Origin of the sequence: Variovorax sp. W2I14, assembly GCF_050435205.1 — a bacterium.
GTDB classification, from domain to species: domain Bacteria; phylum Pseudomonadota; class Gammaproteobacteria; order Burkholderiales; family Burkholderiaceae_C; genus Variovorax; species Variovorax paradoxus_C.
Map to the genome: position 1 here is coordinate 5362736 of NZ_JBNDJX010000001.1, position 26277 is coordinate 5389012.

Consider the following 26277-nt stretch of genomic DNA (forward strand, 5'->3'; position numbering starts at 1 on the left):
TTCGAATTGCGCTCAACCTTGGGGTTAACCCGCAAATTCAAGCCCGCGAGTGTGCACCACGCTGGCCAAAATAGCAAGCGACTGCCCAAAGTTTGAGCAGTCGCGAGGGGCGAAAGTGGCGCCTTAAGTTGGCGACCACTCTCGCCAAATAGCCTATCTCTCTGCGTTTGCGTCAGCCACTGTCAAGGCTGTCATGTTCACGATGCGGCGAACGGTCGCGCTGGCCGTGAGAATGTGCACAGGTTTGGCCGCGCCGAGCAGCACCGGCCCGATCGCGATGTTGCCGCCAGCCGCCGTCTTGAGCAGGTTGTACGAAATATTGGCTGCGTCGATGTTCGGAAAAACCAACAGATTGGCGTCACCGGCCAGCGCGCTGTGCGGCATGACGACCGCGCGCTGCTTGCTGTCCAGGGCCACGTCGCCGTGCATTTCGCCGTCCACTTCGAGCCAGGGCGCCTGAACCCGCAGCAGGTCGAGCGTCTTGCGCATCTTGATGGCGCTCGGTTCGTTGCTGGTGCCGAAATTCGAATGCGACAGCAGCGCTGCCTTCGGCTTCAGGCCGAAGCGCATCATTTCCTCGGCCGCCATCGTCGTGATCTCGGCCAGTTCCTCGGGCGAGGGGTCGTAGTTGACGTGCGTGTCGACCAGGAACACCTGGCGGTCGGGCAGCAGCAAGCCGTTCATGCAGGCGTACACCGGCACGTCCTGCGGGGTGCTTTCGCAGCCGCCGGGGCGCTTGCCGATCACCTGGTCGATGTAGTGCAGGTGGATCAGCGTGGTGCCCCAGGTGCCGCAGATCATGCCGTCGACCTCGTCCTTGTGCAGCAGCATCGCGCCGATCAGCGTGAGGCGGCGGCGCATCTCGATCTTGGCGGTCTGCACCGTCTGGCCCTTGCGCTCGGTCATCCGGTGGTAGGTCTGCCAGAAGTCGCGGTAGCGGTGGTCCTGCTCGACGTTGACGATGTCGTAGTCGAGCTCTTCCTTCAGGCGCAGACCAAACTTCTCGATGCGCTGGGCGATGATGGCCGGACGGCCGATCAGCGTCGGGCGGGCGATGCCTTCGTCGACCACGATCTGCGCGGCGCGCAGCACGCGCTCTTCTTCGCCCTCGCAGTACGCCACGCGCTTCTTCGAGGCGCGGCGGGCCGCTTCGAAGATCGGCTTCATCGTCGTGCCCGAGGCATAGACGAAGTTCTGCAGCTTGTCGCGGTAGGCGTCCATGTCCTTGATCGGACGCAGCGCCACGCCGCTTTCCTCGGCCGCCTTGGCCACTGCCGGTGCGATCTTCATCATCAGACGCGGATCGAAGGGCTTCGGGATCAGGTATTCCGGGCCGAAGGACAGCTTTTCACCGACGTAGGCGGCAGCCACGCGCTCGCTCTGCTCGGCCTGCGCCAGGTCCGCGATGGCGTGCACCGCGGCGATTTCCATCTCGTCGGTGATCGTGGTCGCGCCCGAGTCGAGCGCGCCGCGGAAGATGTACGGGAAGCACAGGACGTTGTTGACCTGGTTCGGGTAGTCGGTGCGGCCCGTGGCCATGATCACGTCGTCGCGAACCGCGCGGGCGTCTTCGGGGTTGATCTCGGGGTTGGGGTTGGCCAGCGCGAAGATCACCGGGCGCGGCGCCATCTTGGCGACCATCTCGGGCTTGAGCACGCCGCCGGCCGAGAGGCCGAGGAACACGTCGGCACCGGCGATCACTTCCGCCAGCTTGCGCATGTCGGTCTTCTGCATGTACTGGCGCTTGTCGTCGTCCATCAGCTCGGTGCGGCCTTCGTAGACCACGCCTGCCAGGTCGGTGACGAACACGTTTTCGCGCTTGAGGCCCACCTTGAGCAGCAGGTTCAGGCAGGCCAGCGCCGCGGCGCCCGCGCCCGAGGTGACCAGCTTGACCTCGGCGATGTTCTTGCCCGCCACCTTCAGGCCGTTGAGCATGGCGGCCGCCACCGTGATGGCCGTGCCGTGCTGGTCGTCGTGGAACACCGGGATCTTCATGCGCTTGCGCAGTTCGCGCTCGACGTAGAAGCAGTCCGGGGCCTTGATGTCTTCCAGGTTGATGGCGCCGAAGGTCGGCTCCAGCGCGGCGATGATCTCGACCAGCTTGGCCGGGTCCTTCTCGTCGATCTCGATGTCGAACACATCGACGCCCGCGAATTTCTTGAAGAGAACGCCCTTGCCTTCCATCACCGGCTTGGAGGCCAGCGGGCCGATGTCGCCGAGGCCGAGCACCGCGGTGCCGTTGCTGATGACGCCCACGAGGTTTCCGCGCGAGGTGTACTTGAATCGCGTTGGCCGGATCCTTGACGATTTCCTCGCAGGGAGCGGCCACGCCGGGCGAGTAGGCCAGCGACAGGTCGCGCTGGTTGACCATCTGCTTGGTCGCCGCGATGGCGATCTTGCCGGGAACGGGAAACTCGTGGTACTCGAGGGCGGCACGGCGCAGTTCTGCGCGCTTGTCTTCGGGCGTGGGAGTCGATGAGGTCGAGGGGGTCGAATCTGACATGTGCCGTAGCTCCTGGTGGCGCTTCTTCTGGGGGCGCCGATTGTAGACCTCGGTCGTGCGGGCCATACGCCGCATGGCCAGGGCGCGGCATGACCAAAAGCACGGGGCTTTGTCAAGACGATGTGGCAATATGCTCGGTCCGGACAAAACACCTGAAGACGAGGAGCAACCATGGCCCTGATGGATTTCATCAAGAAACAGTTCATCGACATCATCCAGTGGACCGAGACCGGCGATGGCACGCTGGCCTGGCGCTTCCCGATGGCCGAGATGGAAATCCAGAACGGCGCCTCGCTTACCGTTCGCGAATCTCAGGTGGCCGTGTTCGTCAACGAAGGCAAGGTGGCCGACGTGTTCGGCCCCGGCATGTACAAGCTCACGACGCAGACGCTGCCCGTGCTCACGTACCTGAAGAACTGGGACAAGCTCTTCGAGTCTCCCTTCAAGAGCGACGTCTACTTCTTCAGCACGCGCCAGCAGGTCGACCAGAAGTGGGGCACGCCCCAGCCGATCACCATTCGCGACAAGGACTTCGGCGCCGTGCGCCTGCGGGCCTTCGGCAACTACAGCTTCCGCATCGGCGATGCCAAGCTGTTCCACACCGAAATTTCGGGCACGCGCGACATCTACAGCGTGGCCGACCTCGACGGCCAGCTGCGTGGCCTGGTGCTGCAGAACATCAGCAACGCCATCGCTTCGAGCGGCGTTCCGTTCCTCGACCTTGCGGCCAACCAGATCCAGTTTGCGCAGGCGCTCGCCGCGCAGCTCGTGCCCGAGTTCGAGAAGATCGGCATCAAGCTCGAGAACATCACGGTGCAGAACGTCTCGCTGCCCGAAGAGCTGCAGAAGATCCTCGACCAGAAGATCGGCATGGGCATGGTCGGCAACGACATGGGCAAGTTCATGCAGTACCAGACGGCGCAGGCGATTCCCAAGTTCGCCGAAGGCGCGGCGGGCGGCGGCGGCATTGCCGGCGACGCGATGGGCCTGGGTGCCGGCGTGGCGCTCGGCCAGGTGCTGGCACAGAACCTCGCACAGGGCCTGAGCCCGAATGCGGCCGCTCAGGCCGCGGCAACGCAGCAGCAGCCCGCCGTGGCCGTGGTGAGCCCCGTCGACGTGATGACCACGCTCGAGAAGCTCGGCGAGCTCAAGACCAAGGGCATCCTCACGCAGGAAGAGTTCGACGCCAAGAAGGCCGAACTGCTCAAGAAGCTGGTCTAACCCCCAGGCTTCGCGCACTCCGTGTCGCTTCTCCACCCCCCTTGCAGGGGGCAATGCCTGTGGCCCGGCAGAGCCGGTTCCACGGCATGTCCCATAGCTGCATCTGCCGCCGTTGCCGTGGTTTGCCATGGCTGAGGAAACCGGCAACCAACGCTACTACCGCGCGCCCTGCCCCGGCTGCGGCGCACCGGTCGAATTCCGCTCGGCGCAATCGACGCACGCGGTCTGCCCCTACTGCCAGAGCACCGTCGTGCGCCAGGGCGAGACGCTCGCGCGTACCGGCAAGATGGCCGAGCTGTTCGACGACTTCAGCCCGCTGCAGCTCTTCGCCACCGGCCGCATCCAGGACAAGCCCTTCACGCTGATCGGCCGGCTGCAATACACCTATCCCGGCGGCCGCTGGACCGAATGGATCGCCGCGCTCGACGACGAGCGCACCGCCATCCTCAGCGAGGACAACGGCGCCTACGTCTTCGCGCTGCCCTTCGACCTGCAGCGCACGCCGCCGCCGCCGGTCGATCTGCGCGTGGGCGCCACCAGCGCCTTCGCGGGCCAGAGCTACACAGTCACCTCGAACGAGCAGGTCGCGCTGACCTCCGCACAAGGCGAACTGCCGCACCTGCCCGATCTCGGCCGGCCGTTCGCGATGGTCGAGCTGCGCAACGACAAGGGGCTGGTGCTCAGCATCGACTACGGCACCGCCAAGCCCAGCGCGTACCTCGGCCGTTCAGTGCAGCTCGAAGACCTGCAGCTCTCCGGCCTGCGCGACGAATCAGCGAAGGACGAAAAGGGCCGCAACTTCAATTGCCCCAACTGCGGCTCGCCGGTCACCGTCAACCTGGAGGGTAGCAAGAGCATCACCTGCCGCTCGTGCAACAGCATCATCGATCTGTCGCAGGGCATCGGCGGCGAGCTCAAGCATGCGGCGCAGGACGAGCCGGTGCGCCCCCTCATCGCACTCGGCACCATGGGCCAGCTGCAGGGTGCGCAGTGGCAGGTGGTGGGCTTCCAGCACCGCATGGGCGTGGAGCCCGGCGACGACGAGTACTTCGGCTGGGACGAATACCTGCTCTACAACAAGAAGCGCGGCTTCAGCTTCCTGGTGGATGCCGAGGACGGCTGGAGCATGGTCAAGCCGACCACCGGCGCGCCGGTGATGGCCGAGAGCGGCAGCACTGCTACCTACCTCAGCAAAAGCTACCAGCAGCAGTACGCCTACAACGCCGAGACCACCTACGTGGCGGGCGAGTTCTACTGGCAGGTCGAGCGCGGACAAAAGACCTTCAACCGCGACTTCGCCAGCGGTCCCGCGCTGCTGTCGATGGAGCGCTCGGCCAACGAGCTCACCTGGTCGTCGGGCATCAAGCTGGACAGCGGCGTGGTCGCGACCGCGTTCAAGCTCGACGCGAAGAAGGACATGTTCAAGCGCGGCGACGCGCTGCCGGTGAGCGCCGCCTCGGGCATGGGCTGCGGCACGATCATCCTGGTCATCGTGGTGATCATCATCCTCTTGATCATCCTGAGCACCTGCAGCGGCCGCGGTGGCTCCTCGAGCGGCTACCGCAGCTCGGGCGGCTCGTACGGCGGCTCCTCGAGCGGCGGCGGCCACAAATGACGAAGTTTCGCGTGATGTCTCTTATTACTACGACTGGAGGTCCCCATGGGATTTGAATGGCTGAAACCGGGCGTGGTCCTCGGATCGCTCGTGTACGCGCTGATGGGCGTGATCATCTTCTGGCTGTGCTTTCTCATCATCGACAAGATCACGCCCTATGACCTGTGGGGCGAGATCGTCGAGAAGCAGAACGTGGCACTGGGCCTCGTCGTGGCCGCGATGAGCCTGGGCATCTGCATCATCGTCGCAGCAGCGATTCATTAGCCCCCCGGCTTTGCACTTCGCTTTGCTACGTGTCATTCGCCACCCCCCGAGGGGGAGGCGCGGCTCGCCCGTCCGGGCAAAGCGCGGACGTTGCCGCGCTGGCGGCCCGGCGGCGGCCGCCTGATTCATGGACGCTCCCGTCAGTCCAGCGGCACTGTCCGCGCGCCCAGCCGATGCGCGCGGGCCGCAGCCCGTCGAGATCGCCCTGCTCGCCAGCGTGTTCGTGGTCGCGGCCTGCGGGCTGGTCTACGAACTGAGCGCGGCGGCGCTGAGCTCGTACCTGCTCGGCGACTCGGTGCTGCAGTTCAGCACCATCATCGGCACCTACCTGTTCGCGATGGGCGTGGGCTCGTGGCTCTCGCGCTATTTCGACCGCCAGTTGCCGGCGCACTTCCTTCGCATCGAACTGCTGGTCGCGCTGATCGGCGGCGCGCTGCCGGCGATCCTGTTCCTGGCCAACGCCTACGTGCCGGGCGCGTTCCGCCTGCTGCTCTACGGGCTCGTGATGGTCGTCGGCACGCTGGTCGGGCTCGAGATCCCGCTGGTCATGCGCATCCTCAAGCGCAACATCGTGCTCAAGGACCTGGTGTCGCAGGTGCTGACCTTCGACTACCTCGGTGCGCTCGCGGTGTCGGTGGCGTTTCCGCTCATCCTCGTGCCGCAGCTCGGCATGATCCGCACCGGCCTTCTCTTCGGTGTCATGAACGCGGCGGTCGCGGTGTGGGCGCTGTGGCTCTTTCGCCATGAACTGCGCCGCGTCGGCGCGCACGCGCTGGCCTGCTTTCTCGCGCTGGCCGCGCTGATCGGCGCCTTCGTGGGGGCCGACCACATCACCACGCTGGCCGAAGACAAGTTCTATCAGGACCGTATCGTCTTCAGCGCCACCTCGCCCTACCAGCGCATCGTGGTCACGCGCGGGCAGCTCGGCCACCGGCTGTTCCTGAACGGCAACCTGCAGTTCTCCGAGCGCGACGAGTACCGCTATCACGAGGCGCTGGTGCATCCGGTGATGGCTGCGCAGGGCGCGCCCAAGAAGGTGGCGGTGCTCGGCGGCGGCGACGGCATGGCGGTGCGCGAGATCCTCAAGTACCCCTCGGTCGAATCGGTCACGCTCGTGGAGCTCGATCCGAACATGACGAAGCTCTTCACCGAGCACGAGACGCTGGCCGCGCTCAACGCGCATTCGCTGTCGTCGCCGAAGGTGAAGGTCGTCAATACCGACGCCTTCCAGTGGCTGCAGCAACCCGGCGACATGTTCGACGTGATCGTGGTCGACTTTCCCGATCCGACCAACTTCGCCATCGGCAAGCTCTACACCAACAGTTTCTATTCGCTGCTCGAAAAGCGACTGTCGGCCAGCGGCTACGCGGTGGTTCAGACAACCTCACCGCTGGTGGCGCGCAAGAGCTACTGGACCGTGGCGACGACCATCGAATCGGTCGGCCTGCGCGCGACGCCCTACCACGCGCATGTGCCCAGCTTCGGCGAATGGGGCTACATCATCGCAAGCCGCCGGCCGTACCGCATGCCCGATGCGCTGCCTTCGGGGCTGCGCTTCCTCTCGCCTTCGACGCTGCCGCTGATGTTCGACTTTCCGCTCGACATGGCGCGCGTGCCGGCAGAAGTGAATCGCCTGTCGAACCAGACCCTTGTCACCACCTATGAGCAAGAGTGGGGCAAGGTCATGGCGCACTAGCCTTCGTCATGCAACGGCGCGATTTTCTCGGCGTGGCAGGTGCGGCGGGCGCCCTGGCGCTGGCTGGCTGCGAGGTGCCACCACCCATCGAAGGCGGCTTCACCGGCATCGACGTCGCCCGTGGACATGCCATGCGCGACGGCGCGCTCAGGAGCCAGGCGCCCGCCACCGTGAAGCGCACGCGGGTGGTGATCGCCGGTGGCGGCGTCGCTGGTCTTGCAGCCGCGCGTGCCTTGCGGCTCGCGGGCATCGAAGACTTCACTGTGCTCGAACTCGAAGACAGTGCCGGCGGCAATGCGCGCGGCGGCATGGTCAACGGCATCGCCTGCCCGCTCGGCGCGCACTACCTGCCGGTGCCCGGTGACGATGCGCGCGAGGTGCAGGACTTGCTGGAGGACCTGGGCCTTCGCCAGCGCGTGGCGGGCCGCTGGGAATACGACGAGCGCACCCTTTGCCACAGCCCGCAGGAGCGCCTTTTCTTTCACGGCGAATGGCAGGACGGCCTGCTGCCCGTGCATGGCGCGAGTGTCGACACGCTGGCGCAGTACCGCAAGTTCGCGCAGCGGATCGACGCGCTGCAGCACGCGGCGCACTTCGCCATTCCGACGCTCAAGGTGGCCGTCACGCCCGAGCTGTTGGCGCTCGACGCCATCGCCTTTTCGCGCTGGCTCGACAGCGAAGGTTTCAGCGACCTGCAGTTGCGCTGGTACCTCGACTACTGCTGCCGCGACGACTACGGCGCGGGCATCGAACAGGTGTCGGCCTGGGCCGGCATTCATTACTTCGCGAGCCGGCACGGCTTCCATGCGCCTGGCGATCCGAGCGGCAGCGCCAACGATGCGAACCCCGAACGCGACGGCGTGCTCACCTGGCCCGAAGGCAACGGCTGGCTCACCAAGCAACTGGCTGTGCCGCTCGGCGAGCGCCTGCGCACGGGGCAGGTCGTCACGCGCATCGCCGAGTTGCGCGGCGGCGTCGAGGTCGATGGCATGGGATGCCGCATCGAAATCGCTGGTGCGCTGGCAGGCCGAGCGCTGCATCGTCGCGCTGCCGGTGTTCATCGCCGCGCGCGTGGTCGAGAACGCGCCCGAGGTGCTGAAGCATGCCGCCGCGCATGTGCGCTACGCGCCTTGGCTGGTGGCGAACGTGCACCTGCGCGGCCCGCTGGCCGACCGCGTGGGCGCCGCGCCGAGTTGGGACAACGTGATCTACGGCACGCGCGGCCTCGGCTATGTCGATGCGCGCCACCAGACGCTGGACCCCACGCCGCGCGGCACTGTGCTGAGCTGGTACCGGCCGCTGGGGCCGAGCAGCTACGACACCGCCGACGGCCGCAAGCTGCTGCTGGAGCGCCCCTGGACCGGCTGGCGCGATGACCTGCTCGCCGAGCTGTCGGTGCCGCACCCGGACCTGCCCGCGCTCGCCACGCGCATCGAGATCACGCGCTACGGCCACGCCATGTCGATCCCGCGACCTGGGCTGATGGCGCAGATCGGCTCGCAGCGCACGGCACCGGACGACGCGCACCGCGGCAGCGTCATCGCGGGACGCCTGTCGTTCGCGCATGCGGATTGGTCGGGCTACTCGATCTTCGAGGAAGCGTTCACGCGCGGGCACGTCGCGGGGGCGAGCCTGGCATGAAGGCGCTGGTGCTCGGCGGCTACGGCAATTTCGGCGCGCGCATCTGCCGCGCGCTGGCGGCGGATGAAGGCATCGAGCTGCTGGTCGGCGGGCGCGACTTGGAACGTGCAACGGCGTTTGCGCAATCGCTGGGCGGGCATGCACGCGGCGTTCGCGTCGATGCACAGTCGCCCGATCTTGCGCAGGGCCTGGGGTACCTGGGTGTCGATCTGGTGATCCACACCGCAGGCCCGTTCCAGAACCAGGACTACCGCGTGCCGCAAGCCGTGGCGGCCGCTGGTGCGCACTACATCGACCTGGCGGATGGCCGTCGTTTCGTCTGCGACTTTCCGGCCGCGATGGATGCCGTCTTCCGCAGCGCAGGCCGCACGGCGGTTGCAGGCGCCAGCACCGTGCCGGCGCTCTCGTCGGCGGTGGTCGACCATCTCGCGGCGGGCTGGCAGGGCATCCGCAGCATCGACATCTGCATCGCGCCCGCGCAAGGCGCGCCGCGCGGCGAGGCCACGCTCGCGGGCGTGCTCGCCTACTGCGGCGAGCCGATCCGCGTCTGGCAGGACGGTCGATGGACCGAGCAGCCCGTCTGGGCGAACCCGGTGAAGGTGCAGTTCGCGCGCATGCGGCCGCGCCGGGGTGCGCTGTGCGACATCCCCGATCTCGAACTCTTTCCGGCGCGCTATGCGGGCGTGCAGTCGGTCATGTTTCGCGCGGCGCTCGAAGTGGGCATCGCGCAGCAGGCCTTTGCCTTCATGGCGTTCATGCACCGCATCGGTTTGCTGCGCGCGCCGCAGAAGCTGGCGCCGCTGCTGCATTCGGCGGGCGGCGTGTTCGATGCGCTCGGCACCGCGCTGGGCGGGATGGTGGTGCGCGTCGAGGGCACCGATGCGCAAGGTGTCGCAGCGCGCCGCGCCTGGCATATCGCAGCCGACGACAACCACGGCCCAGAGATCCCTTGCATGGCCGCGATCCTGCTGGCCCGCCGGCTCGCGCGCGGCGATGCACTCCCAATCGGCGCACACGCCTGCGCCGGTCTGCTCACGTTGTCGGAGTTCGAGCCTGAGTTCGCACGCTGGAGCATGGTGACCGATGTGATCGACGAGACCTCGCTCGCCCCATGACCCGCCCGGCCGACGACGATCGCCTGCTGCGCCTGAGCCTCGTCGCGGTCTGGCTGTTCACGGCCTTCGCCAGCATCGTCGAGCTGAACGGGCAGAGCCGCCAGGTGCTGGCCGATGCCGGCATTGCATCGCCGCCGTGGCTGGTGCAGTCCTTGATCGTTGGCGGTGCGGCGGCCGACCTCGCCATCGGCCTGGCGCTCTGGTGGCGGCCCGGCCGCGCAAGCTATCTCGCGGCCCTTGGCCTGATGCTTCTCATGACAGCTGTTGCGACCTTCCTGCAGCCCACGCTCTGGCTGCACCCGCTCGGCCCGCTGCTCAAGAACCTGCCCATCGCCGCGCTGCTCTGGCACCTGTACCGACGCGCCACGCCATGAACACCTACCTCGTCCTCAAGTGGCTGCACATCGTCTCCAGCGTGCTGATGGTCGGCACGGGGCTGGGTTCGGCCTTCTACATGTTCTTCGCCAACCGCAGCGGCAGCGTGCCGGCGCAGGCGGTGGTGAGCCGGCTGGTGGTGCGCGCGGACTGGTGGTTCACCACGCCCACGGTCATCCTGCAGCCGGCTACTGGCTTCGCGCTGGCGCACATGGCGGGCTGGCCGCTCTCGACGCCGTGGCTGGCGGTGTCGCTGGGGCTCTTCGTGTTCGCGGGCATCTGCTGGCTGCCGGTGGTGTGGTTGCAGATCCGCATGGCGGCGATGGCCGGGCAGGCGCATCGCGATGCCGCGCCCTTGCCGCCGCTGTATGCGCGTTATCAACGTTATTGGGAGTGGCTCGGCTATCCGGCCTTTGTGGCCATGGCCGTCGTGTTCTGGCTGATGGTGAACAAGCCCGCACTTTCTTTCTGATCGGAACCGGGCCGGTGCGCGGGCCCTGTGCAGTTTTCACGCAGACTTCACACACAGCGCCGTGGTTTCACACGCCGGCAAGAGACTGCCAGGCGCCAACAAAAACATCGGGGGAGCTTCCATGCTTCAAGTTGCCAATCGAAAACTCGCGTCGCTCAGCGACGTGCTCTTCACCGGCCTCAGCCGTGCGCTCGGTTTTCTGCGTCCCCTGGCACGTGGAATCGTCGGTTCCTGGCGACCCCCGGGGTGGCTGCGCATCGTGGGTGCTTTTCTTCTTTTCGGCCTGCAGTGGTTGCAGCAGCGGCTGGCCTGGGTGGTGGTGCTGGCATTGCTGGTGCTGGCCGGCTGGTTCGCCAGCCCGCATGTCTTGAAGTGGTGGCACGGCCTCACGCCCGACCGCGTCGAGCCGGTCGTTTCCACCGCGCAGATCGTGCCGCCGCCGCGCACGCAGATCGAGATCGACAAGGGACCGAACCCGGTCGTCATCAACTTCTCCGCCTCGGTCGCGCCGATCGCGCGCATCGGCCAGGAGGCGACGGGCATCAGCATCGAGCCCGCCATTGCCGGGCGCTGGACGTGGAGCAGCCAGAAGAAGCTCGAATTCCTGCCCGCGCAGGACTGGCCGATCGGCCAGCCCTACAAGGTGCAACTTGGGAAAGATGCCCTCGCGCCGCACATCGAGATCGAGCAGCGCAAGTACGAGTTCACCTCGCCCGAATTCAACGCGCGCATCGCAGGCGCGGAGTTCTATCAAGACCCGGTGCAGGCCAACGTGCGGCGTGCGCTCTTCCAGGTGCGCTTCTCGCACCCGGTCAACACGGCCGAGTTCGAAAAACGCCTGTTGCTGAACTATGACCAGGCCTGCGGCACCGTGATCTTCGGCGTGCGTAATTGCGCGAGCGAGAAGTTCACCGTCAGCTACGACAAGCTGCGCCTCACCGCCACGCTCCAGTCCGAGCCGCTGCCCATTCCCGAGAAAACGCGCCCCGTCGTGCTGAGCCTCACGGCCGGGGCGGTCGCGCAGAAGGGCGGCCCGGCCCAGCGCAACGACATCTCGCGCGCGGTCGACATCCCCGGCCTCTTCAGCCTCGACATCTCCAGCATCGACCCGACCATCGTCACCGGCGAGAACGGCGAGCCGGAGCATGTGATGCATGTCACCGCCTCGATGCCGGTGCACGAGCGCGAAATGGCGCGCGTGGTGCAGGCCTGGCTGCTGCCCGTCACCGAAGAAGCCAAGGGCGATCCGGACGAGAAGTTCGACTGGTCCGCCGATCCTGCGAAGGTCACCGACGCCGTGCTGCGCCGCGCGAAGAAGCTCAGTCTGCAGCCCATCGCCAGCGAGCGCGAAGTTACCGACATGGTCAGCTTCCGCCTGCCGCAAGCCGAGGGCGGCCGCTATCTGCTGGTGCGCGTGGCCAAGGGCCTGAAGACACCGGGCGGCTACCAGCTCGGCGTCGGGCGGCAGGACATCCGATTGCTCAAGACCTTCGCGCCCGAGCTCACCATCATGAGCCAGGGCTCGCTGCTCGCGCTCTCGGGTGAACGCAAGCTGCCGATCCTGGTGCGCGACCTGCCGGGCATCCGCCTCGAAATCGGCCGCCTGCTCCCGCAGCAACTGCAGCACCTGGTCACGCAGACCAACGGCGACTTCGCGCATCCGCAGTTCTACGGCGGCCTGCAGTCGGACAACCTCGTGGACCGCTTCCAGAAGGAGATTCCGCTCAGCATTCCCGCCGGCAAGGCGCACTACGAGACCGTCGACTTCGCCGAGTACCTGCGCAGCGACTTGGCCGACCGCCGCGGCGTGTTCCTGCTCAAGGTGCAGGGCTACGACCCCAAGGCCAAGAAGAAGCCGGAGGGCGATGCAGCACAGGCCCAGCCCGAAGAAGAACAGCAGGAAGAGCAGCAGTCTTCCGAAGACGAAGGCAACCCCGAGAGCGGCAACCCCGAAGACCAGAAGGACCAGCGCCTGGTGCTGGTCACGGATCTGGGCATCGTCGCGAAGAAATCGCTCGACGGCACGCGCGACGTGTTCGTGCAGAGCATCGCCAACGGCCAACCCGTGGCCGGCGCATTGGTCGAGGTGTGGGGCCGCAACGGCATGATCGTCGCGTCGCAATCCACCGATGCGACGGGCGCTGCCAAGCTGCCGAACCTCGCGGGCTACCAGCGCGAGAAGGCGCCGGTGGTGCTGGTGGTGCGCAAGGACGGCGACCTGAGCTTCCTGCCCTTCAACCGCACGGACCGCACACTCGACATCTCGCGCTTTGACGTCGGCGGCCTTCGCGCAGCCGGCGTGCCGAACCAGATGACGGCGTATGTGTTCAGCGACCGCGGCATCTACCGCCCGGGCGACACCATGCACATCGCAATGATGGTCAAGGCAGGCAACTGGGCCACGTCGCTGCGCGACCTGCCGCTGGAAGCCGAGATCATCGATGCGCGCGGCCTCAGCGTGCGCCGCGAGAAGCTCAAGCTCGGCCCCGGTGGCGCGGCGGAAATCGCCCACACCACGCAGGACACCTCGCCCACCGGCAACTACACCGTCAACCTCTACCTGCCGCGCGAGTCGTCGCCCGGCAACCCCGAGGTGGAGGGCCTGCTGATCGGCAGCACCACGGTGAAGGTGCAGGAGTTCTTGCCCGACCGCACCAAGGTCGTCGCCAAGCTCAGCAGCGAAGTCGCCGAAGGCTGGGTCAAGCCGAAAGACCTGAAGGCGCTCATCGATGTGCAGAACCTCTTCGGCACGCCCGCGCCCGACCGCAAGGTCGAAGGCACGCTCACGCTGAGCCCGGCCTTCCCGGTGTTCCGCGCGTTCGCCGACTACGCTTTCTTCGATCCGCAGCGCGCCACCGAGAAACAGGTCGACGACCTGGGCAGCGTGCAGACCAGCGCCGAGGGAAAGGCGGAGTTCGACCTGCGCCTCTCGCGCTTCGATGCCGCCACCTACCAGGTGCACGTGCTCGCCAAGGCCTTCGAGCCCGAGGGCGGGCGCAGCGTGTCGGCCGAAGCGCAGACGCTGGTGAGCGACATGCCCTATCTCGTGGGCGTGAAGGTCGATGGCGACACCAGCTACGTGAGCAAGGGCGCCGCGCGCAACGCGACCGTGATCGCGATCGACCCGCAGGCGAAGAAGACGGCCGTGGACGACCTGAAGATCGAACGCGTGGAGCGCAAGGTGCTGTCGGTGCTCGTGAAGCAGGACAACGGCCTGTACCGCTACGAATCGCGCAAGAAGGAAATCGTGATCGACGAGAAGCCGCTGGCCATCGTCGCCGCGGGCAACACCATCGCGCTCAACACTGCCACGCCCGGCAACTTCGCCTACGTGGTGCGCAATGCGGGCGGGCTGGAGCTGAACCGCGTCGAGTACAGCGTGGCGGGCAACGCGAACGTCTCGCGCTCGCTGGACCGCAACGCCGAACTGCAGCTCACGCTCGACCGCAAGGACTACGAGCCGGGCCAGGAGATCGAGGTGAGCATCCGCGCGCCGTACGTGGGCGCGGGCCTCATCACCATCGAGCGCGACAAGGTCTACGCCCACGCGTGGTTCAAGACCGACAAGACCGCCTCGGTGCAGAAGATCACGCTGCCCAAGGACTTCGAGGGCACCGGCTACATCAACGTGCACTTCGTGCGCGACCCGGCTTCGGACGAGGTCTACATGAGCCCGCTGTCGTACGGCGTCATCCCCTTCGCCACCAGCCTCGCGAAGCGCACCGCCAACCTGCAGCTCACCAGCAGCGAGCTTGTGAAGCCGGGCCAGACGGTGAAGATGAAACTCACCAGCGACAAGCCCACGCGCGCCGTGCTGTTCGCGGTGGACGAAGGCATCCTGCAGGTGGCGCGCTACAAGACGCCCGATCCGCTCAAGCACTTCTTCCAGAAGCGCGCGCTCGAAGTGGGCACGCTGCAGACGCTCGACCTGATCCTGCCGGAGTTCAAGAAGCTCATGCAGGGCGCAGCCCCCGGCGGCGACGGCGAAGGCGAACTGGGCAAACACCTGAACCCGTTCAAGCGCAAGCGCGACAAGCCGGTGGCCTACTGGTCGGGCCTGGTCGATGTGAACGGCAGCCGCGAGTTCAGCTACACCGTGCCCGAGAGCTTCAACGGCAGCCTGCGCGTGATGGCCGTCGCGGTGAACGACGAGACCACCGCCGCCAAGAGCACCCGCACCGTGGTGCGCGGCGACATGGTGATCCTGCCGAACGCGCCGCTCGCGATGGCGCCGGGCGATTCCGTCGAAGTGGGCGTGGGCCTCGCGAACAACATCGTAGGGTCGGGCAAGGAAGTGCCCATCGCGCTCACGCTCACCGCCTCGGGCGGGCTCGAAGTGGTGGGCGATGCCACGCAGACGCTCAAGGTCAATGAGCGCGGCGAAGCCAGCACCAAGTTCAACGTGCGCGCCAAGCCGGGCGAACAGGCAGTGCTCGGTTCGTCGGCGCTGGTGTTCACCTCGACGCACAAGACCTTCAGCGCGCGCCTCTCGACCGAAGTGAGCGTGCGACCCGCGTCGCCGTTCGTCACGATGGTGCAGGCGGGCAGCTTCCAGCGCGCGGGCGAACTGAGCAGCAAGGCCGACCTGTATCCGAACTTCCGCAAGAGCGATGTCGCGGTGTCGGCCGCGCCATGGGCGTTCGCGACCGGTCTCATGCAGTACCTGGAGGTCTATCCGCACGGCTGCACCGAGCAGATCACGAGCCAGACCTTCCCTGCCGTGCTGCTGTCGGGCCGCCCTGAGCTGGTGAAGGAAATGGCGCGCGGCCGCACGCCCGAGCAGGGCCCGATGCCCGAGGCGCGCAAGACCTTCGATCGCTACCTCGTGCAACTGCGCGCGCGGCAGACGGCCGACGGCGGCTTCTCGCTGTGGCCCGGCGCCGGAGCCGATCCGTTTGCCACGCTCTATGCGGTGCACTTGCTCATCGAAGCCAAGGACCACAAGCTGCCCGTGCCGCAAGACCTGCTGCAGAAGGCCAACACCTACCTGCAGGGTTGGCTCGGCAGCGGCGACACCTCGCTGGACGGCTGGCGCCAGCGCACGCAGGCGGCGTACCTGCTCACACGCCAGGGCATCATCGCGCCGGCCGCATTGGCCAACCTGCGCGAAGCCTGGCGCAACAAGCAGACGCAGGGCTGGAGCGACGACCTGGGCGCCGTGTACCTTGCCGCGAGCTACCAGCTCGTGAAGCAGGAGCAGGTGGCGAACGAGCTGCTCAACCCGGTGTGGTCCGACCTGCTCGCTCGCACCGAGAAGAAGCAGCGCCGCAACGTCTGGGGTGCCTACTACGACCCGCTGGTGCACGACAGCATGACACTGCACCTGGTGGGCCGCCACTTCCCCTCGCGCCTGAAAACGCTGAAGCCGGAAGTATGGGAAGGCATGGGCGCGATGGTGCGCGACGGTTGGTACAACAGCCTGTCGTCGGCCTCGATGCTGCTCGCCGTCGATGCGTACTTCGAAGCGGTGGCGCAGAACGCCGAAGGCAAGCTGACGGCGCAGAGCGTCAACGCGCAAGGCCAGGTCGCGGCGCTGGCCCTTGGCTCGGTGAACCCAATCACGCGTGCTGCGGTGCCCGCCGGTACGGCGAAGCTCAAGCTGTCGAACGACAGCGACTTCAACCTGTACTACAGCTGGGCCGAACAGGGCTTCGAGCGCAACGTGCCCACGACGCCGGTGAACCAGGGCCTCGAGATCTTCCATGAAGTGCTCGATGCCAAGGGCAACCCGATCACCAAGGCCAAGCTCGGCGAAGAGGTCACGGTGCGGGTGCGCGTGCGCAGCCTGGAGCGCGCGCAGCTCAACGACGTGGCGCTGGTCGACCTGCTGCCCGGCGGGCTGGAGCCGGTGCTGCAGGCCGTGGGCGACGACGAGGAAGCCAATGCCGACGCGCCGATCTGGAAGAAGCGCCTGGGCGGCGGCGGTTCGTGGAAGGTGCAGTACGCCGACATCCGCGAAGACCGCGTCGTGTTCTACGGTGCCGTCGACAAGAACCTGCTTGAAGTGACCTACAAGGCGCGCGCGACCAACGTCGGCGACTTCGTGGTGCCGGCCGCGTACGGCGAAGCGATGTACGACCGGCGCGTGTATTCGCGCTCGGCGGGTGCGCGCTTCCAGGTGGTGGCCAATTGACCTCGGCATTCCCTGCCTTGTCCCCTCTCCCGCTTGCGGGGAGGGCCAGGGTGAGGGTGCAGCGCCACCATGACCACGTTGCCTGATCGGCCGCCACTGCCCTCACCCCAACCCTCTCCCGCAAGCGGGAGAGGGAGCAAGAGGGGCAGAGGGAAGAGGGTCGCGATCGCCTTTGCAGCCGTTGCATTGCTGCTCGCGCTGCTGCGCTTCTGGCCGCACGCGCCGCTCAGCGAAACCGTCGGCAGCTCGCGCGCCGTGTACGCGCAAGGCGGCGAGCTGCTGCGCCTCACGCTCGCGGGCGACGAGCAATACCGCCTCTGGGTGCCGCTCGACCGCATCTCCCCGACGCTGATCGACGCGGTGCTGCTCTACGAAGACCGCCGCTTCTACGCACACCCCGGCGTCAACCCCGCTGCGCTGGTTCGCAGCGCATGGCGCATCGCGAGCGGCGAGCGCAGGCAGGGCGGCTCGACGCTCACGATGCAGCTCGCGCGGCGCGTCTACGGCATCGACAGCCGCACGGCCTTGGGCAAGATCGCGCAGATCGGCGCGGCGCTCTGGTTGGAGGCGCGCTTCGGCAAGCGCGAGATCCTCGAGGCGTACCTCAACACCGCGCCCTACGGCGGCAACATCGAAGGCGTGCAGGCCGCGAGCCTCATCTACTTTCGCAAGGACGCCGCCAAGCTCAGCCTGCCCGAGGCGCTGACGCTCGCGGTGATTCCGCAGAACCCCGTCAAGCGCATCGCCGAGCGCGGCCGCAATGCCGAGCTGCAAGCGGCGCGCGAGCGCTTGTGGGCTCTGTGGGCCGAGCGCGACCCGACCGCCAAACAGCACGCACCCGATGCGCAGCTCGCGCTCTCGGCGCAGTCGCGCGGCAGCCTCCCTTTTCTCGCACCGCACGCCACCGACATGCTGCTCGCGCAGGAGCGCGGCGTGCAGGAAGTGCGCACCACCATCGACCTGCGCATGCAGGCCACGCTCGAACGCGTGATGGGCCAGTACCTGCGCACGCACGCCGACGTGGGCATGACCAACGCGAGCGCACTGCTGCTCGACGCCTCGACCATGCAGGTGCGCGCGCTGATCGGCTCGGCCGACTGGCACAACGACGCCATCGCTGGGCAGGTCAACGGCACGCAGGCCAAGCGCTCGCCCGGGTCCACGCTCAAGCCCTTCATCTATGCGCTCGCGCTCGACCAGGGGCTGCTGCATCCGAAGACGATGCTGAAGGATGCGCCGACATCCTTCGGCCCCCTACACGCCCGAGAACTTCGACCACCGCTTCGCCGGCCCGCTGCCCGCACAAGAGGCGCTGATCCGCAGCCGCAACATCCCGGCGGTTTCCGTGGCCGCGAAGCTCTCCAAGCCCGGGCTCTACGACTTCATGCGGCTCGCGGGCGTGCAGAAGCTGCAGAGCGAATCGCACTACGGGCTTGCGCTGGTGCTCGGCGGCGGCGAGGTCACGCCCGAGGAGCTGGCGGGTCTCTACGCGACACTGGCCAACGGCGGCGTCTCGCAGCCGTTGCGCTACACGCAGCCTGCGCCCGACGAGCGGCCCACGCAGCCGCTGCGGCTCCTGAGCGAAGAGGCGTCTTTCATCACGCTCGACATGCTGCGCCACACGCCGCGCCCCGACACCACGCTGCCCGCGCGCCCCGCCATCGCATGGAAGACGGGCACGTCATGGGGCTTTCGCGATGCGTGGACTGCGGGCGTGTTCGGCCGCCATGTGCTCGTGGTGTGGGTCGGCAATTTCGACGGCACGAGCAACCCCGCGCTCGTGGGCGTCGATGCGGCCGCGCCGCTGTTCCTGCGCATGGTCGACGCGCTGCGCGCCGAGCGGCTGGACCCCGGCGAGATCGCGACGCGGCAGCCGGCCGATCTGCGGCAGGTCGAGGTGTGCACCGCGACGGGCGGGCTGCCCGATGCGCTGTGCCCGGTGCGCACCACGACATGGTTCATCGCGGGCAAGTCGCCAATCCAGGTCAGCAACCTGCACCGCGCCGTGTGGGTCGATGAGACCACCGGCAAGGTGGTGTGCGGGCCGCAGCCCAATGCGCGGCAGCAGGTGGTCGAGCAATGGGGCAGCGACATGCGGCGGCTGTTCCGCCAGGCCGGCCTGCCGCGCGCGAGCCTGCCGACCGATGGCTGCGAGAAGGGCGAGGCCTCGGAGACGGCGCCGCTCATCACATCGCCCCTGCGCGGCGTGCGGCACACGCTGCGCGTGAAGAAGCCGGAGCCGATCGTGCTGCGCGCCGAAGCGGCGGCGGGCACGCAGACGATCTACTGGTTTGCCGATGACGCGTTGATCGGCAAGGCGTCGCCCGGCGAAGGCATCACGTGGATGCCGGACATGGCCGACTCGGGACGGCGCTATGTGCTGCGAGCGGTCGATGACCAGGGCCGCGCCGAATCGCGCGAAGTGACGGTGGACATCGCCCCGTAGCTCTCGCATGCCTGGTCTTCGACGACAGAGCCGTTCTCGCTGAGCTTGTCGAAGCGCGGCGCGAGGCTTCGACAAGCTCAGCCCGAACGGTGCTTGTGGATTGAGCGCAGATCCACACCGGGCGTCACGGATGTCACCGTCACGTCATGCGCGCTCGGCATGGTCTCGCGTTTCGACTGAAACCTTTCTTCTGCCCATGACGCGTCTCGCCTCCATCACTTTCATCGCCCTTGCCACCGCACTCGCCTGCGGCGGCGCTGCCGCACAGACCGCCTTCCCCGCCACGCTCGCCGGCCACGCCGTGCTGCCCGCGCAGAGCTTCGTCGCCGCACCGAAAGACGCGCCGGTCGACCTGCAGGTCAGCGGCAAGTTCACCTCCGGCAAGCGCGTCGAGGCGCTGGGCACGGTCGAAGGGCTCTCGGGTGGACGCGGCACCGGCGTCTCGGTGCCCTTCAAGGGCCAGCCGCTGCAGGGGCACTCGGGCATCAAGAAGATGGACGACGGCTCGTTCTGGATCCTCACCGACAACGGTGCCGGCGCGAAGGCCAACTCGCCCGACTTCATGCTCTACCTGAACCACTACAAGGTGGACTTCAAGAGCGGCAAGTTCAATCGCCTGAACACCCTCTTCCTGCACGACCCCGACAAGAAGGTGCCGTTCCGCATCGTCCACGAAGGCACGAAGCAGCGCTACCTGACGGGCTCGGACTTCGACCCCGAGAGCTTCCAGTTCGCCGGCGGCGCGCTGTGGATCGGCGAGGAGTTCGGCCCGTTTCTCATCAAGGCCGACCTCAAGGGCAAGGTGCTCGCGGTGTTCGACACGCAGGTCGACGGCAAGGCCGTGCGATCGCCGGATCACCCCGCAGTCATCACGCCGGGCGTACCGGGCGGCGCGGTCGATTTCCAGATCAAGCGCTCCAAGGGCTTCGAAGGCATGGCGTCTTCCAAGGACGGCAGCAAGCTCTATGCGCTGCTCGAAGGCCCGGTGTGGAACGCCGAGACGAAGGACTACGAAAAGCTCGACGGCAAGGAAGCCCTGCGCGTGCTGGAGTTCGACGTGGCGTCCGAAAAATGGACGGGCCGCCATTGGAAGTACGTGCTCGAAGCCAACGGCAACGCCATCGGCGACTTCAACATGATCGACGGCACCACCGGTTTGATCATCGAGCGCGACAACGGCGAAGGCACGAGCGACAAGGCCTGCCCCGAAGGCCAGAAGCGCACCGATTGCTTCCACGACATCGCGAAGTTCAAGCGCGTCTACAAGGTCGAGCTGAGCGACGCGAACGTGGGCGGCGCGGTGCGCAAGATCGGCTACATCGACCTGCTGAACATCGCCGATCCGGACAAGCTCGCCCGCAAGCCGCTGAACGACGGCGTGCTGAAGTTTCCGTTCTTCACCATCGAGAACGTCGACGTGATCGACGCCACGCACATCGTGGTCGGCAATGACAACAACCTGCCGTTCTCGAGCAGCCGCGAGCCGAACAAGGCGGACGACAACGAACTGGTGCTGCTCGAAGCGGGCGCGCTGCTGCAGGCGAAGTAAAGCCGAGGAAAAAGCGCGCTCGGCCGAGCCGCGATATCCAGGTCCCGCGCCGGGCGTTGAGGGGGAAATCAGGCTAGATGAGTATGATTCTCATCTGCACCGGTTTTTTCTTCCCCTCTTTCCATGAATTCCCGAACGACTTTGCCTGCCGTTTGGCGCACGTTGTGAGCGCCAGCTTTCGCTATCGCCTCGGCGTGGCCTCGCGCGCGCTCGCCGCTATCGTCGGCGGCTACGGCGTTGCAGCCCTTTCCGCCGCCGCCCTGGCCCTGTGCCTGCCCGCCGCCTTCGGCATGGCACGCAGTGAAGCCGTGATGACCGGCACGCTCGCCTCCTTCATCGTTTTTGCGCTGGCCGTGATGTGGGTCTTTGCCGCGCGCACCGCCTGGCGCGCGTGGTCGGGCCTTGTCATCGCGGCCGTGGTGCCGGGCTCGCTGGTTCTGCTGCTCACCCGAGCCGGCGGAGGCGGCGCATGAAAGAGGGCTTTCGCCAGTCGATGGCCTGGCTGCACACCTGGTCGGGCCTGCTGGTCGGCTGGGTGCTCTTCATGGTGTTCGCGGCCGGCACCGCGTCGTACTTCAAGGACGAGATCACCTTCTGGATGAAGCCGGAGCTGCACGCCGTATCTCCCAACGCCGCGACGCAGGCGAAGGCCACGGAAAGCGCCGTCGCCTTCCTGCAGCAACGCGGCGCCGATGCGCCGCGTTGGTTCATCACGCTGCCGACCGAGCGCGAGCCGTCGACCAGCGTGCTGTACCTGAAGCCGCCCCCGCCGGCCAGCGCCGCACCCGTCGAGCGGCGCCGCCGCTTCGACCAGGCGCTGCTCGACCCAGCTACCGGCCAGGCGGTCACCGCACCGCGCGAGACGCGGGGCGGCGAGTTCTTCTACCGCCTGCATTTCGACCTGCACTACATGCCCGCAATCTGGGCGCGCTGGATCGTCGGCTTCTGCGCGATGTTCATGCTGGTGGCGATCTTCAGTGGCATCGTCACGCACCGGCGCATCTTCAAGGACTTCTTCACCTTCCGTCCGAAGAAGGGCCAGCGCTCGTGGCTCGATGCGCACAACGTGACCGCGGTGCTCGCGCTGCCCTATCACGCCATGATCACCTACACCGGGCTGGTCACGCTGATGTTCATGTACATGCCCTGGGCGCCGCAGGCCGCCTACAAGGACCACGGCGGCACCGAGGCCTTCTTCGCCGAGGCCTTCCCCGGCGGCGGCCGCACCCAGTTCAAGGCCTCCGGCACCCCGGCGCCGCTGGCGCCCATCGCACCGATGGTGGCGGCGGCGTCCTCCCACTGGAACGGCGCGCCCGTCGGCCGCATCACCGTGCACTTTCCCAACGACGCGAATGCGGTGGTGTCCATCGCCCGCGCCGGCACTCAGCGGCTGTCGTACGACCAGCCCTCGATGCAGTTCAACGGCGTCACCGGCGCGCAGATCGGCACTTTCGGTGACGTGCCCAAGGCCGCCGCCGAGACGCGCGGCGTGCTCTACGGCCTGCACATCGGCCGCTTTGCCGATCCGCTGCTGCGCGGCCTGTTCTTTCTCTCGGGACTCGCGGGCTGCCTGATGGTGGCGACCGGCCTGCTGCTCTGGGCGGTAAAGGAGCGCCAGAAATTCGCGAAGACGCTCAAGCAGGGCGGCCGCATCGGCTGGGGCCTGCGCCTGGTCGATGGCCTGAACGTCGGCGCGATCGCCGGCCTGCCGATGGCGATGGCGGCCTTCTTCTGGGCCAACCGCTTGCTGCCGCTCGACGTGGCCGACCGCGGCGAAGCGGAGATTCGCTGGTTCTTCATCGTCTGGGGCGCGGCCGCCGTGCTGGGCCTGCTGCGCACGACGCTGCGCATGTGGCAGGCGCAGCTCGCGCTCGGCGCGCTGCTGTTCGTGCTGCTGCCGGTGCTCAATGCGTTCACCGGCCCCGCGCCGCTGACGGTGAGCCTGCGTTCGGGGCCGAGCGCGGTGGCGGGTTTCGATCTGGTCGTCATCGCTTTGGGGCTGGGGCTCGCCGGCGCGGCCTGGCTCGTGGAGCGCAAGCGCCGCAAGGCGGTTTCCAGGCAGGCCGCCAGCACGCAACCGCCGCCGCCTGGGCTCGCCGCGTCGGGCCAGGGTTCCTGAGATGGGCGCCCTGCTTCTCGCCCTGGTGTTCGCCGCCTCGCTCGCCGGCTTCTGCGCGCTGAGCCTCGCGATGGACCGTCACAGCGAAGACGTCTTCGGCCGCGGCAGCACGCCGGGCCCATGGCGCCGCTGGTTGCAACTGGGCGGCACCGCGCTGCTGTGCGTGTCGCTGGGCGCGAGCCTGCAGGCGGCGGGCAGCGCGATCGGCTGGGTGCTCTGGCTGGGCGCGCTCACGGCGGCCGCGCTGGCGACCGTGGGGTTGCTGGGATGCGCGCCGCGGCGCTTTCACTGGATCGCGTCCGCGGCGGCAGCCGTTGCGCTGCTCGGGCTGCTGATCTGCCTGCTGCTTGCCGCGTCGGGTACATAGCAAGCAGCTCGGTGCGCGATCAGCCGCGCATCAGCGCCTCGATCTCATCCGCCTTCACCGGCACGCCGCGCGAAATGAGTTCGCAGCCCGTGGCCGCGACGATCGCGTCGTCCTCGATGCGGATGCCGATGTTGTGGAACTGTTCGGGCACGCCCTCGGCGGGCCGCACGTAGATGCCGGGCTCCAGCGTCAGCACCATGCCTGGCTGCAGGATGCGGCTCGGGCGGTTCTTGATGACTTCGTTGGAGAGCGGATCTTTGCGCTCGCTCACTTCGCCGACTTGCGTGGGCTCCACGTAGCTGCCGCAGTCGTGCACGTCCATGCCCAGCCAGTGGCCGGTGCGGTGCATGTAGAACTGGAAGTAGGCGCGCGAGTCGATCACGTCGTCGACGCTGCCGACCTTGTTCTTGTCGAGCAGGCCGAAGTCGAGCATGCCCTGCGCGAGCACCCGAACCGCGGCGTCGTGCGGGTCGGTGAAGCGGTTGCCGGCCTTGGTGGCGGCGGCCGATGCGTCCTGGCTCGCGAGCACCAGGTCGTACAGCGCGCGCTGCGGGCCGGTGAACTTGCCGTCGGCCGGGAAGGTGCGGGTGATGTCGCTCGCGTAGCCGTCGAGTTCGCAGCCCGCGTCGATCAGCACCAGCTCGCCCGAGCGCAGCGGCGCCGCGTCGGCGCGGTAGTGCAGCACGCAGGCGTTGGCGCCGGCCGCGACGATGGAGTAGTACGCCGGGTACTGCGAGCCGCCGAAGCGGAATTCGTGCAGCAGCTCGGCATCGAGGTGGTACTCGCGCACGTCCTTGCCCTCGCGCAGCATGCGGGCCGACAGCTGCATCGCGCGCACATGGGCGCGGGCGCTGATCTGCGCGGCGCGCCGCATGATGTCCTGCTCGTGCGCGTCCTTCACGAGGCGCATCTCATCGAGCGGGCCGCACAGGTCGCGCTGCTCCTCGGGGCACAGCGCGCCGTAGCGCACGCGCGCGCGCACCGATTGCAGCCAGCCGTCGATGCGGGTTTCCAGCCCCTTGTGGATCGCAAACGGAAACCACACGGTCGAGCGGTTCTCCAGCAGCTTGGGGCATTGCGCGTCGAGATCGGCGGCCGAGAAGGCCTCGTCGACGCCGAGTGCCGCGGGCGCGGCCTCGGGGCCGAGGCGGTAGCCGTCCCAGATCTCGCGCTCCAGGTCTTTCGGCGCGCAGAACAACGTGGCGCGGCCGTCGCCCGCCAGCACCAGCCAGGCGTTGGGCTCGGTGAAGCCGGTCAGGTAATAGAAGTAGCTGTCGTGCCGGTACAGGAAGTCGGTGTCGCGGTTGCGCGGGCGCTCGGGGGCGGTCGGGATGATGGCGATGCCGTCCTTGCCGAGTTGCGAGGCGAGGCGCGCGCGGCGCTCGGCGTAGATCGTGGTGGTGTCTGCGGAGGTCATCTTGGCGTGGTGTTCAGTTGGGCAAGCCGTTCGGGGGTTCCCACATCGGTCCAGGGGCCGGTGTAGAGCTCGGCGCTCACGAGTTCATTGTCCATGGCGGCCCGCAGGATCGGTGCCAATGGGGCTTTGACGCCGGCCGGGTTGCCGGACGGGATGACGCAGTACGGCGGCGCGAACAGCGCGGCGCGGTAGAGGCCGATGGTCGAAAAGGTGTATTTCTCGGGGGCCGTGTTGAGCGCCAGGCCTTCGGCGGAGAGGCCGAAATCGCCCTTGGGGTTGTGCGCCGGGTTCGGCACCAGCCACAGGTGCGCCAGCTTGCCGCTGGCCAGGAAGCGGTCGACCGAAGCCTGCGTGAAGCGGAAGTCCGGCGCGAAGACGTCGCCGGCCGCGACCCAGAACACCTCGCCCAAGAGCGGCAGCGCGCGGACGATGCCGCCGGCCGTCTCCAGCGCGCCGCCGAAGTCGCGGCCCTCGTCGGAGTATGAAATCGATAGCGCGCCATGCCCATCCAGCAAGGGATTCACGCCGAAGCGGGACGAGATCTGCGCGCCCAGCCAGTCGGTGTTGACCACCAGGTCGGCGAACCCGCCCTCGGCCAGCGCTTCCATCGGCCACTGCATCAGCGGCTTGCCGCGCACTTCGAGCAGGGGCTTGGGCGTCGCGTCGGTCAGCGGCCGCATGCGCTCGCCGCGGCCGGCGGCCAGGATCATCGCCCGCACGGAAGTTGAAGCCATGTTCACGGATCGGTCTTTTCGTGAAACACCGAGGAACCGGCTTTACCGGGCCTCAGGTGTTGCCCCCGGTAGGGGGTTGGAGAAGCGACACGAAGTGCGCGGAGCCTGGGGGCGAGCTTCATTTACGCTGCGATGCGGCCGCGCTGCAGCTCGTTGCGTTCGCTGTGGGTCGGCTGGAACAGCGAGACCAGACATTCCATCAGCGCATGCGCTTTTGCCGAATGGTCCCCGCCGAAGTTGCAGACGTACACGTCGAGCGTCACGCCGCGCTGCTCGGGCCAGGTGTGGATGCACAGGTGCGATTCGGCCAGCAGCACCGTGGCCGTCACGCCGCCCGGCCCTTCGGGCGTGGCGGGAAAGGAATGGACGATCTTGCCCACCGCCTGCAGCCCCGCGGCGGTCACCGCCTTGATGCAGACCGAGCCCAGCGCGGGCCCGTCGGTGAGCCATTGAAGACCGCATCGGCAGTCGTGGAGATCGGCGGTGAGGTGCAGCCCATGCATGGGTGGCAACTCTAGCAGCCGGCCAGTGCACAAGAGAACATCAGTCGGGTGTTCGGCCCGTATCGAGGCGGGTTGGGGCTCGCCCGGTAAAATCGCGGGTTCTCCCG

The 26277-nt window shown here is 67.5% G+C and carries 16 protein-coding genes and 3 pseudogenes; 15 read left to right on the forward strand and 4 right to left on the reverse strand.

What is annotated here, in order from left to right; genetic code table 11:
* Positions 1-153 precede the first annotated feature (153 nt).
* Positions 154-2503: pseudogene (locus QF040_RS25055) on the reverse strand (NADP-dependent malic enzyme).
* 171 nt (positions 2504-2674) lie between these two features.
* Here QF040_RS25055 and QF040_RS25060 point away from each other — a divergent pair.
* From QF040_RS25060 to QF040_RS25130, 15 genes and pseudogenes are all read left to right on the forward strand, one after another.
* Entirely contained in the window at positions 2675-3724 is a 1050-nt protein-coding gene (locus tag QF040_RS25060) for an SPFH domain-containing protein (protein WP_013544334.1), read from the forward strand.
* Positions 3725-3851: 127 nt separating this feature from the next.
* On the forward strand, positions 3852-5339 hold the full coding sequence (locus QF040_RS25065; RefSeq protein ID WP_429613276.1) for a DUF4178 domain-containing protein: 1488 nt from the start codon (positions 3852-3854) through the stop codon (positions 5337-5339).
* A 45-nt stretch (positions 5340-5384) separates the two neighbouring features.
* Entirely contained in the window at positions 5385-5603 is a 219-nt protein-coding gene (locus tag QF040_RS25070; protein ID WP_429613277.1) for a DUF350 domain-containing protein, read from the forward strand.
* A 127-nt stretch (positions 5604-5730) separates the two neighbouring features.
* Positions 5731-7299 (forward strand): polyamine aminopropyltransferase, encoded by a 1569-nt coding sequence (locus QF040_RS25075; RefSeq protein WP_429613278.1) that lies wholly within the window; start codon positions 5731-5733, stop codon positions 7297-7299.
* An 8-nt stretch (positions 7300-7307) separates the two neighbouring features.
* A pseudogene (locus tag QF040_RS25080) lies at positions 7308-8940 on the forward strand (FAD-dependent oxidoreductase).
* Positions 8937-10055 carry a saccharopine dehydrogenase NADP-binding domain-containing protein gene (locus QF040_RS25085; RefSeq protein ID WP_429613279.1) on the forward strand — a complete coding sequence of 373 codons (1119 nt, stop codon included), beginning with the start codon at positions 8937-8939 and terminating at the stop codon, positions 10053-10055. Before QF040_RS25080 ends, QF040_RS25085 begins: the two are co-directional and overlap by 4 nt.
* Positions 10052-10429, forward strand: coding sequence for a DoxX-like family protein (locus tag QF040_RS25090; RefSeq protein WP_429613280.1), 378 nt, complete (start codon positions 10052-10054; stop codon positions 10427-10429). Before QF040_RS25085 ends, QF040_RS25090 begins: the two co-directional genes overlap by 4 nt.
* Positions 10426-10902 carry a DUF2269 family protein gene (locus tag QF040_RS25095; RefSeq protein ID WP_429613281.1) on the forward strand — a complete coding sequence of 159 codons (477 nt, stop codon included), beginning with the start codon at positions 10426-10428 and terminating at the stop codon, positions 10900-10902. Before QF040_RS25090 ends, QF040_RS25095 begins: the two co-directional genes overlap by 4 nt.
* A gap of 121 nt (positions 10903-11023) precedes the next feature.
* Complete coding sequence (locus QF040_RS25100; protein WP_429613282.1) at positions 11024-17035, forward strand: alpha-2-macroglobulin family protein; 6012 nt, start codon at positions 11024-11026, stop codon at positions 17033-17035.
* A gap of 69 nt (positions 17036-17104) precedes the next feature.
* Positions 17105-18223, forward strand: a pseudogene (locus QF040_RS25105) (transglycosylase domain-containing protein); the annotation flags it as partial.
* A 43-nt stretch (positions 18224-18266) separates the two neighbouring features.
* Positions 18267-19481: a penicillin-binding transpeptidase domain-containing protein gene (locus QF040_RS25110; RefSeq protein WP_429613283.1), complete on the forward strand. Its 1215-nt coding sequence runs from the start codon at positions 18267-18269 to the stop codon at positions 19479-19481.
* 196 nt (positions 19482-19677) lie between these two features.
* The gene (locus tag QF040_RS25115) at positions 19678-21030 is read left to right on the forward strand and encodes an esterase-like activity of phytase family protein (RefSeq protein ID WP_429613284.1); all 1353 of its coding nucleotides are present in this window, start codon (positions 19678-19680) and stop codon (positions 21028-21030) included.
* A gap of 83 nt (positions 21031-21113) precedes the next feature.
* Entirely contained in the window at positions 21114-21503 is a 390-nt protein-coding gene (locus tag QF040_RS25120) for a DUF3649 domain-containing protein (RefSeq protein WP_429613285.1), read from the forward strand.
* Positions 21500-23149 (forward strand): PepSY-associated TM helix domain-containing protein, encoded by a 1650-nt coding sequence (locus QF040_RS25125; protein WP_429613286.1) that lies wholly within the window; start codon positions 21500-21502, stop codon positions 23147-23149. Before QF040_RS25120 ends, QF040_RS25125 begins: the two co-directional genes overlap by 4 nt.
* A gap of 1 nt (position 23150) precedes the next feature.
* Entirely contained in the window at positions 23151-23516 is a 366-nt protein-coding gene (locus QF040_RS25130; protein ID WP_429613287.1) for a DUF3325 domain-containing protein, read from the forward strand.
* Positions 23517-23535: 19 nt separating this feature from the next.
* Here the strand turns inward: QF040_RS25130 and QF040_RS25135 are convergent, their stop codons facing one another.
* From QF040_RS25135 to speD, 3 genes are all read right to left on the reverse strand, one after another.
* Positions 23536-24933: an aminopeptidase P N-terminal domain-containing protein gene (locus tag QF040_RS25135; RefSeq protein WP_429613288.1), complete on the reverse strand. Its 1398-nt coding sequence runs from the start codon at positions 24931-24933 to the stop codon at positions 23536-23538.
* Positions 24930-25643, reverse strand: a complete 714-nt coding sequence (locus QF040_RS25140) for a nucleotidyltransferase family protein (protein ID WP_429614692.1) — start codon at positions 25641-25643, stop codon at positions 24930-24932. Before QF040_RS25140 ends, QF040_RS25135 begins: the two co-directional genes overlap by 4 nt.
* 146 nt (positions 25644-25789) lie before the next feature.
* The gene (speD, locus tag QF040_RS25145) at positions 25790-26170 is read right to left on the reverse strand and encodes an adenosylmethionine decarboxylase (protein ID WP_429613289.1); all 381 of its coding nucleotides are present in this window, start codon (positions 26168-26170) and stop codon (positions 25790-25792) included.
* Positions 26171-26277: the final 107 nt, after the last annotated feature.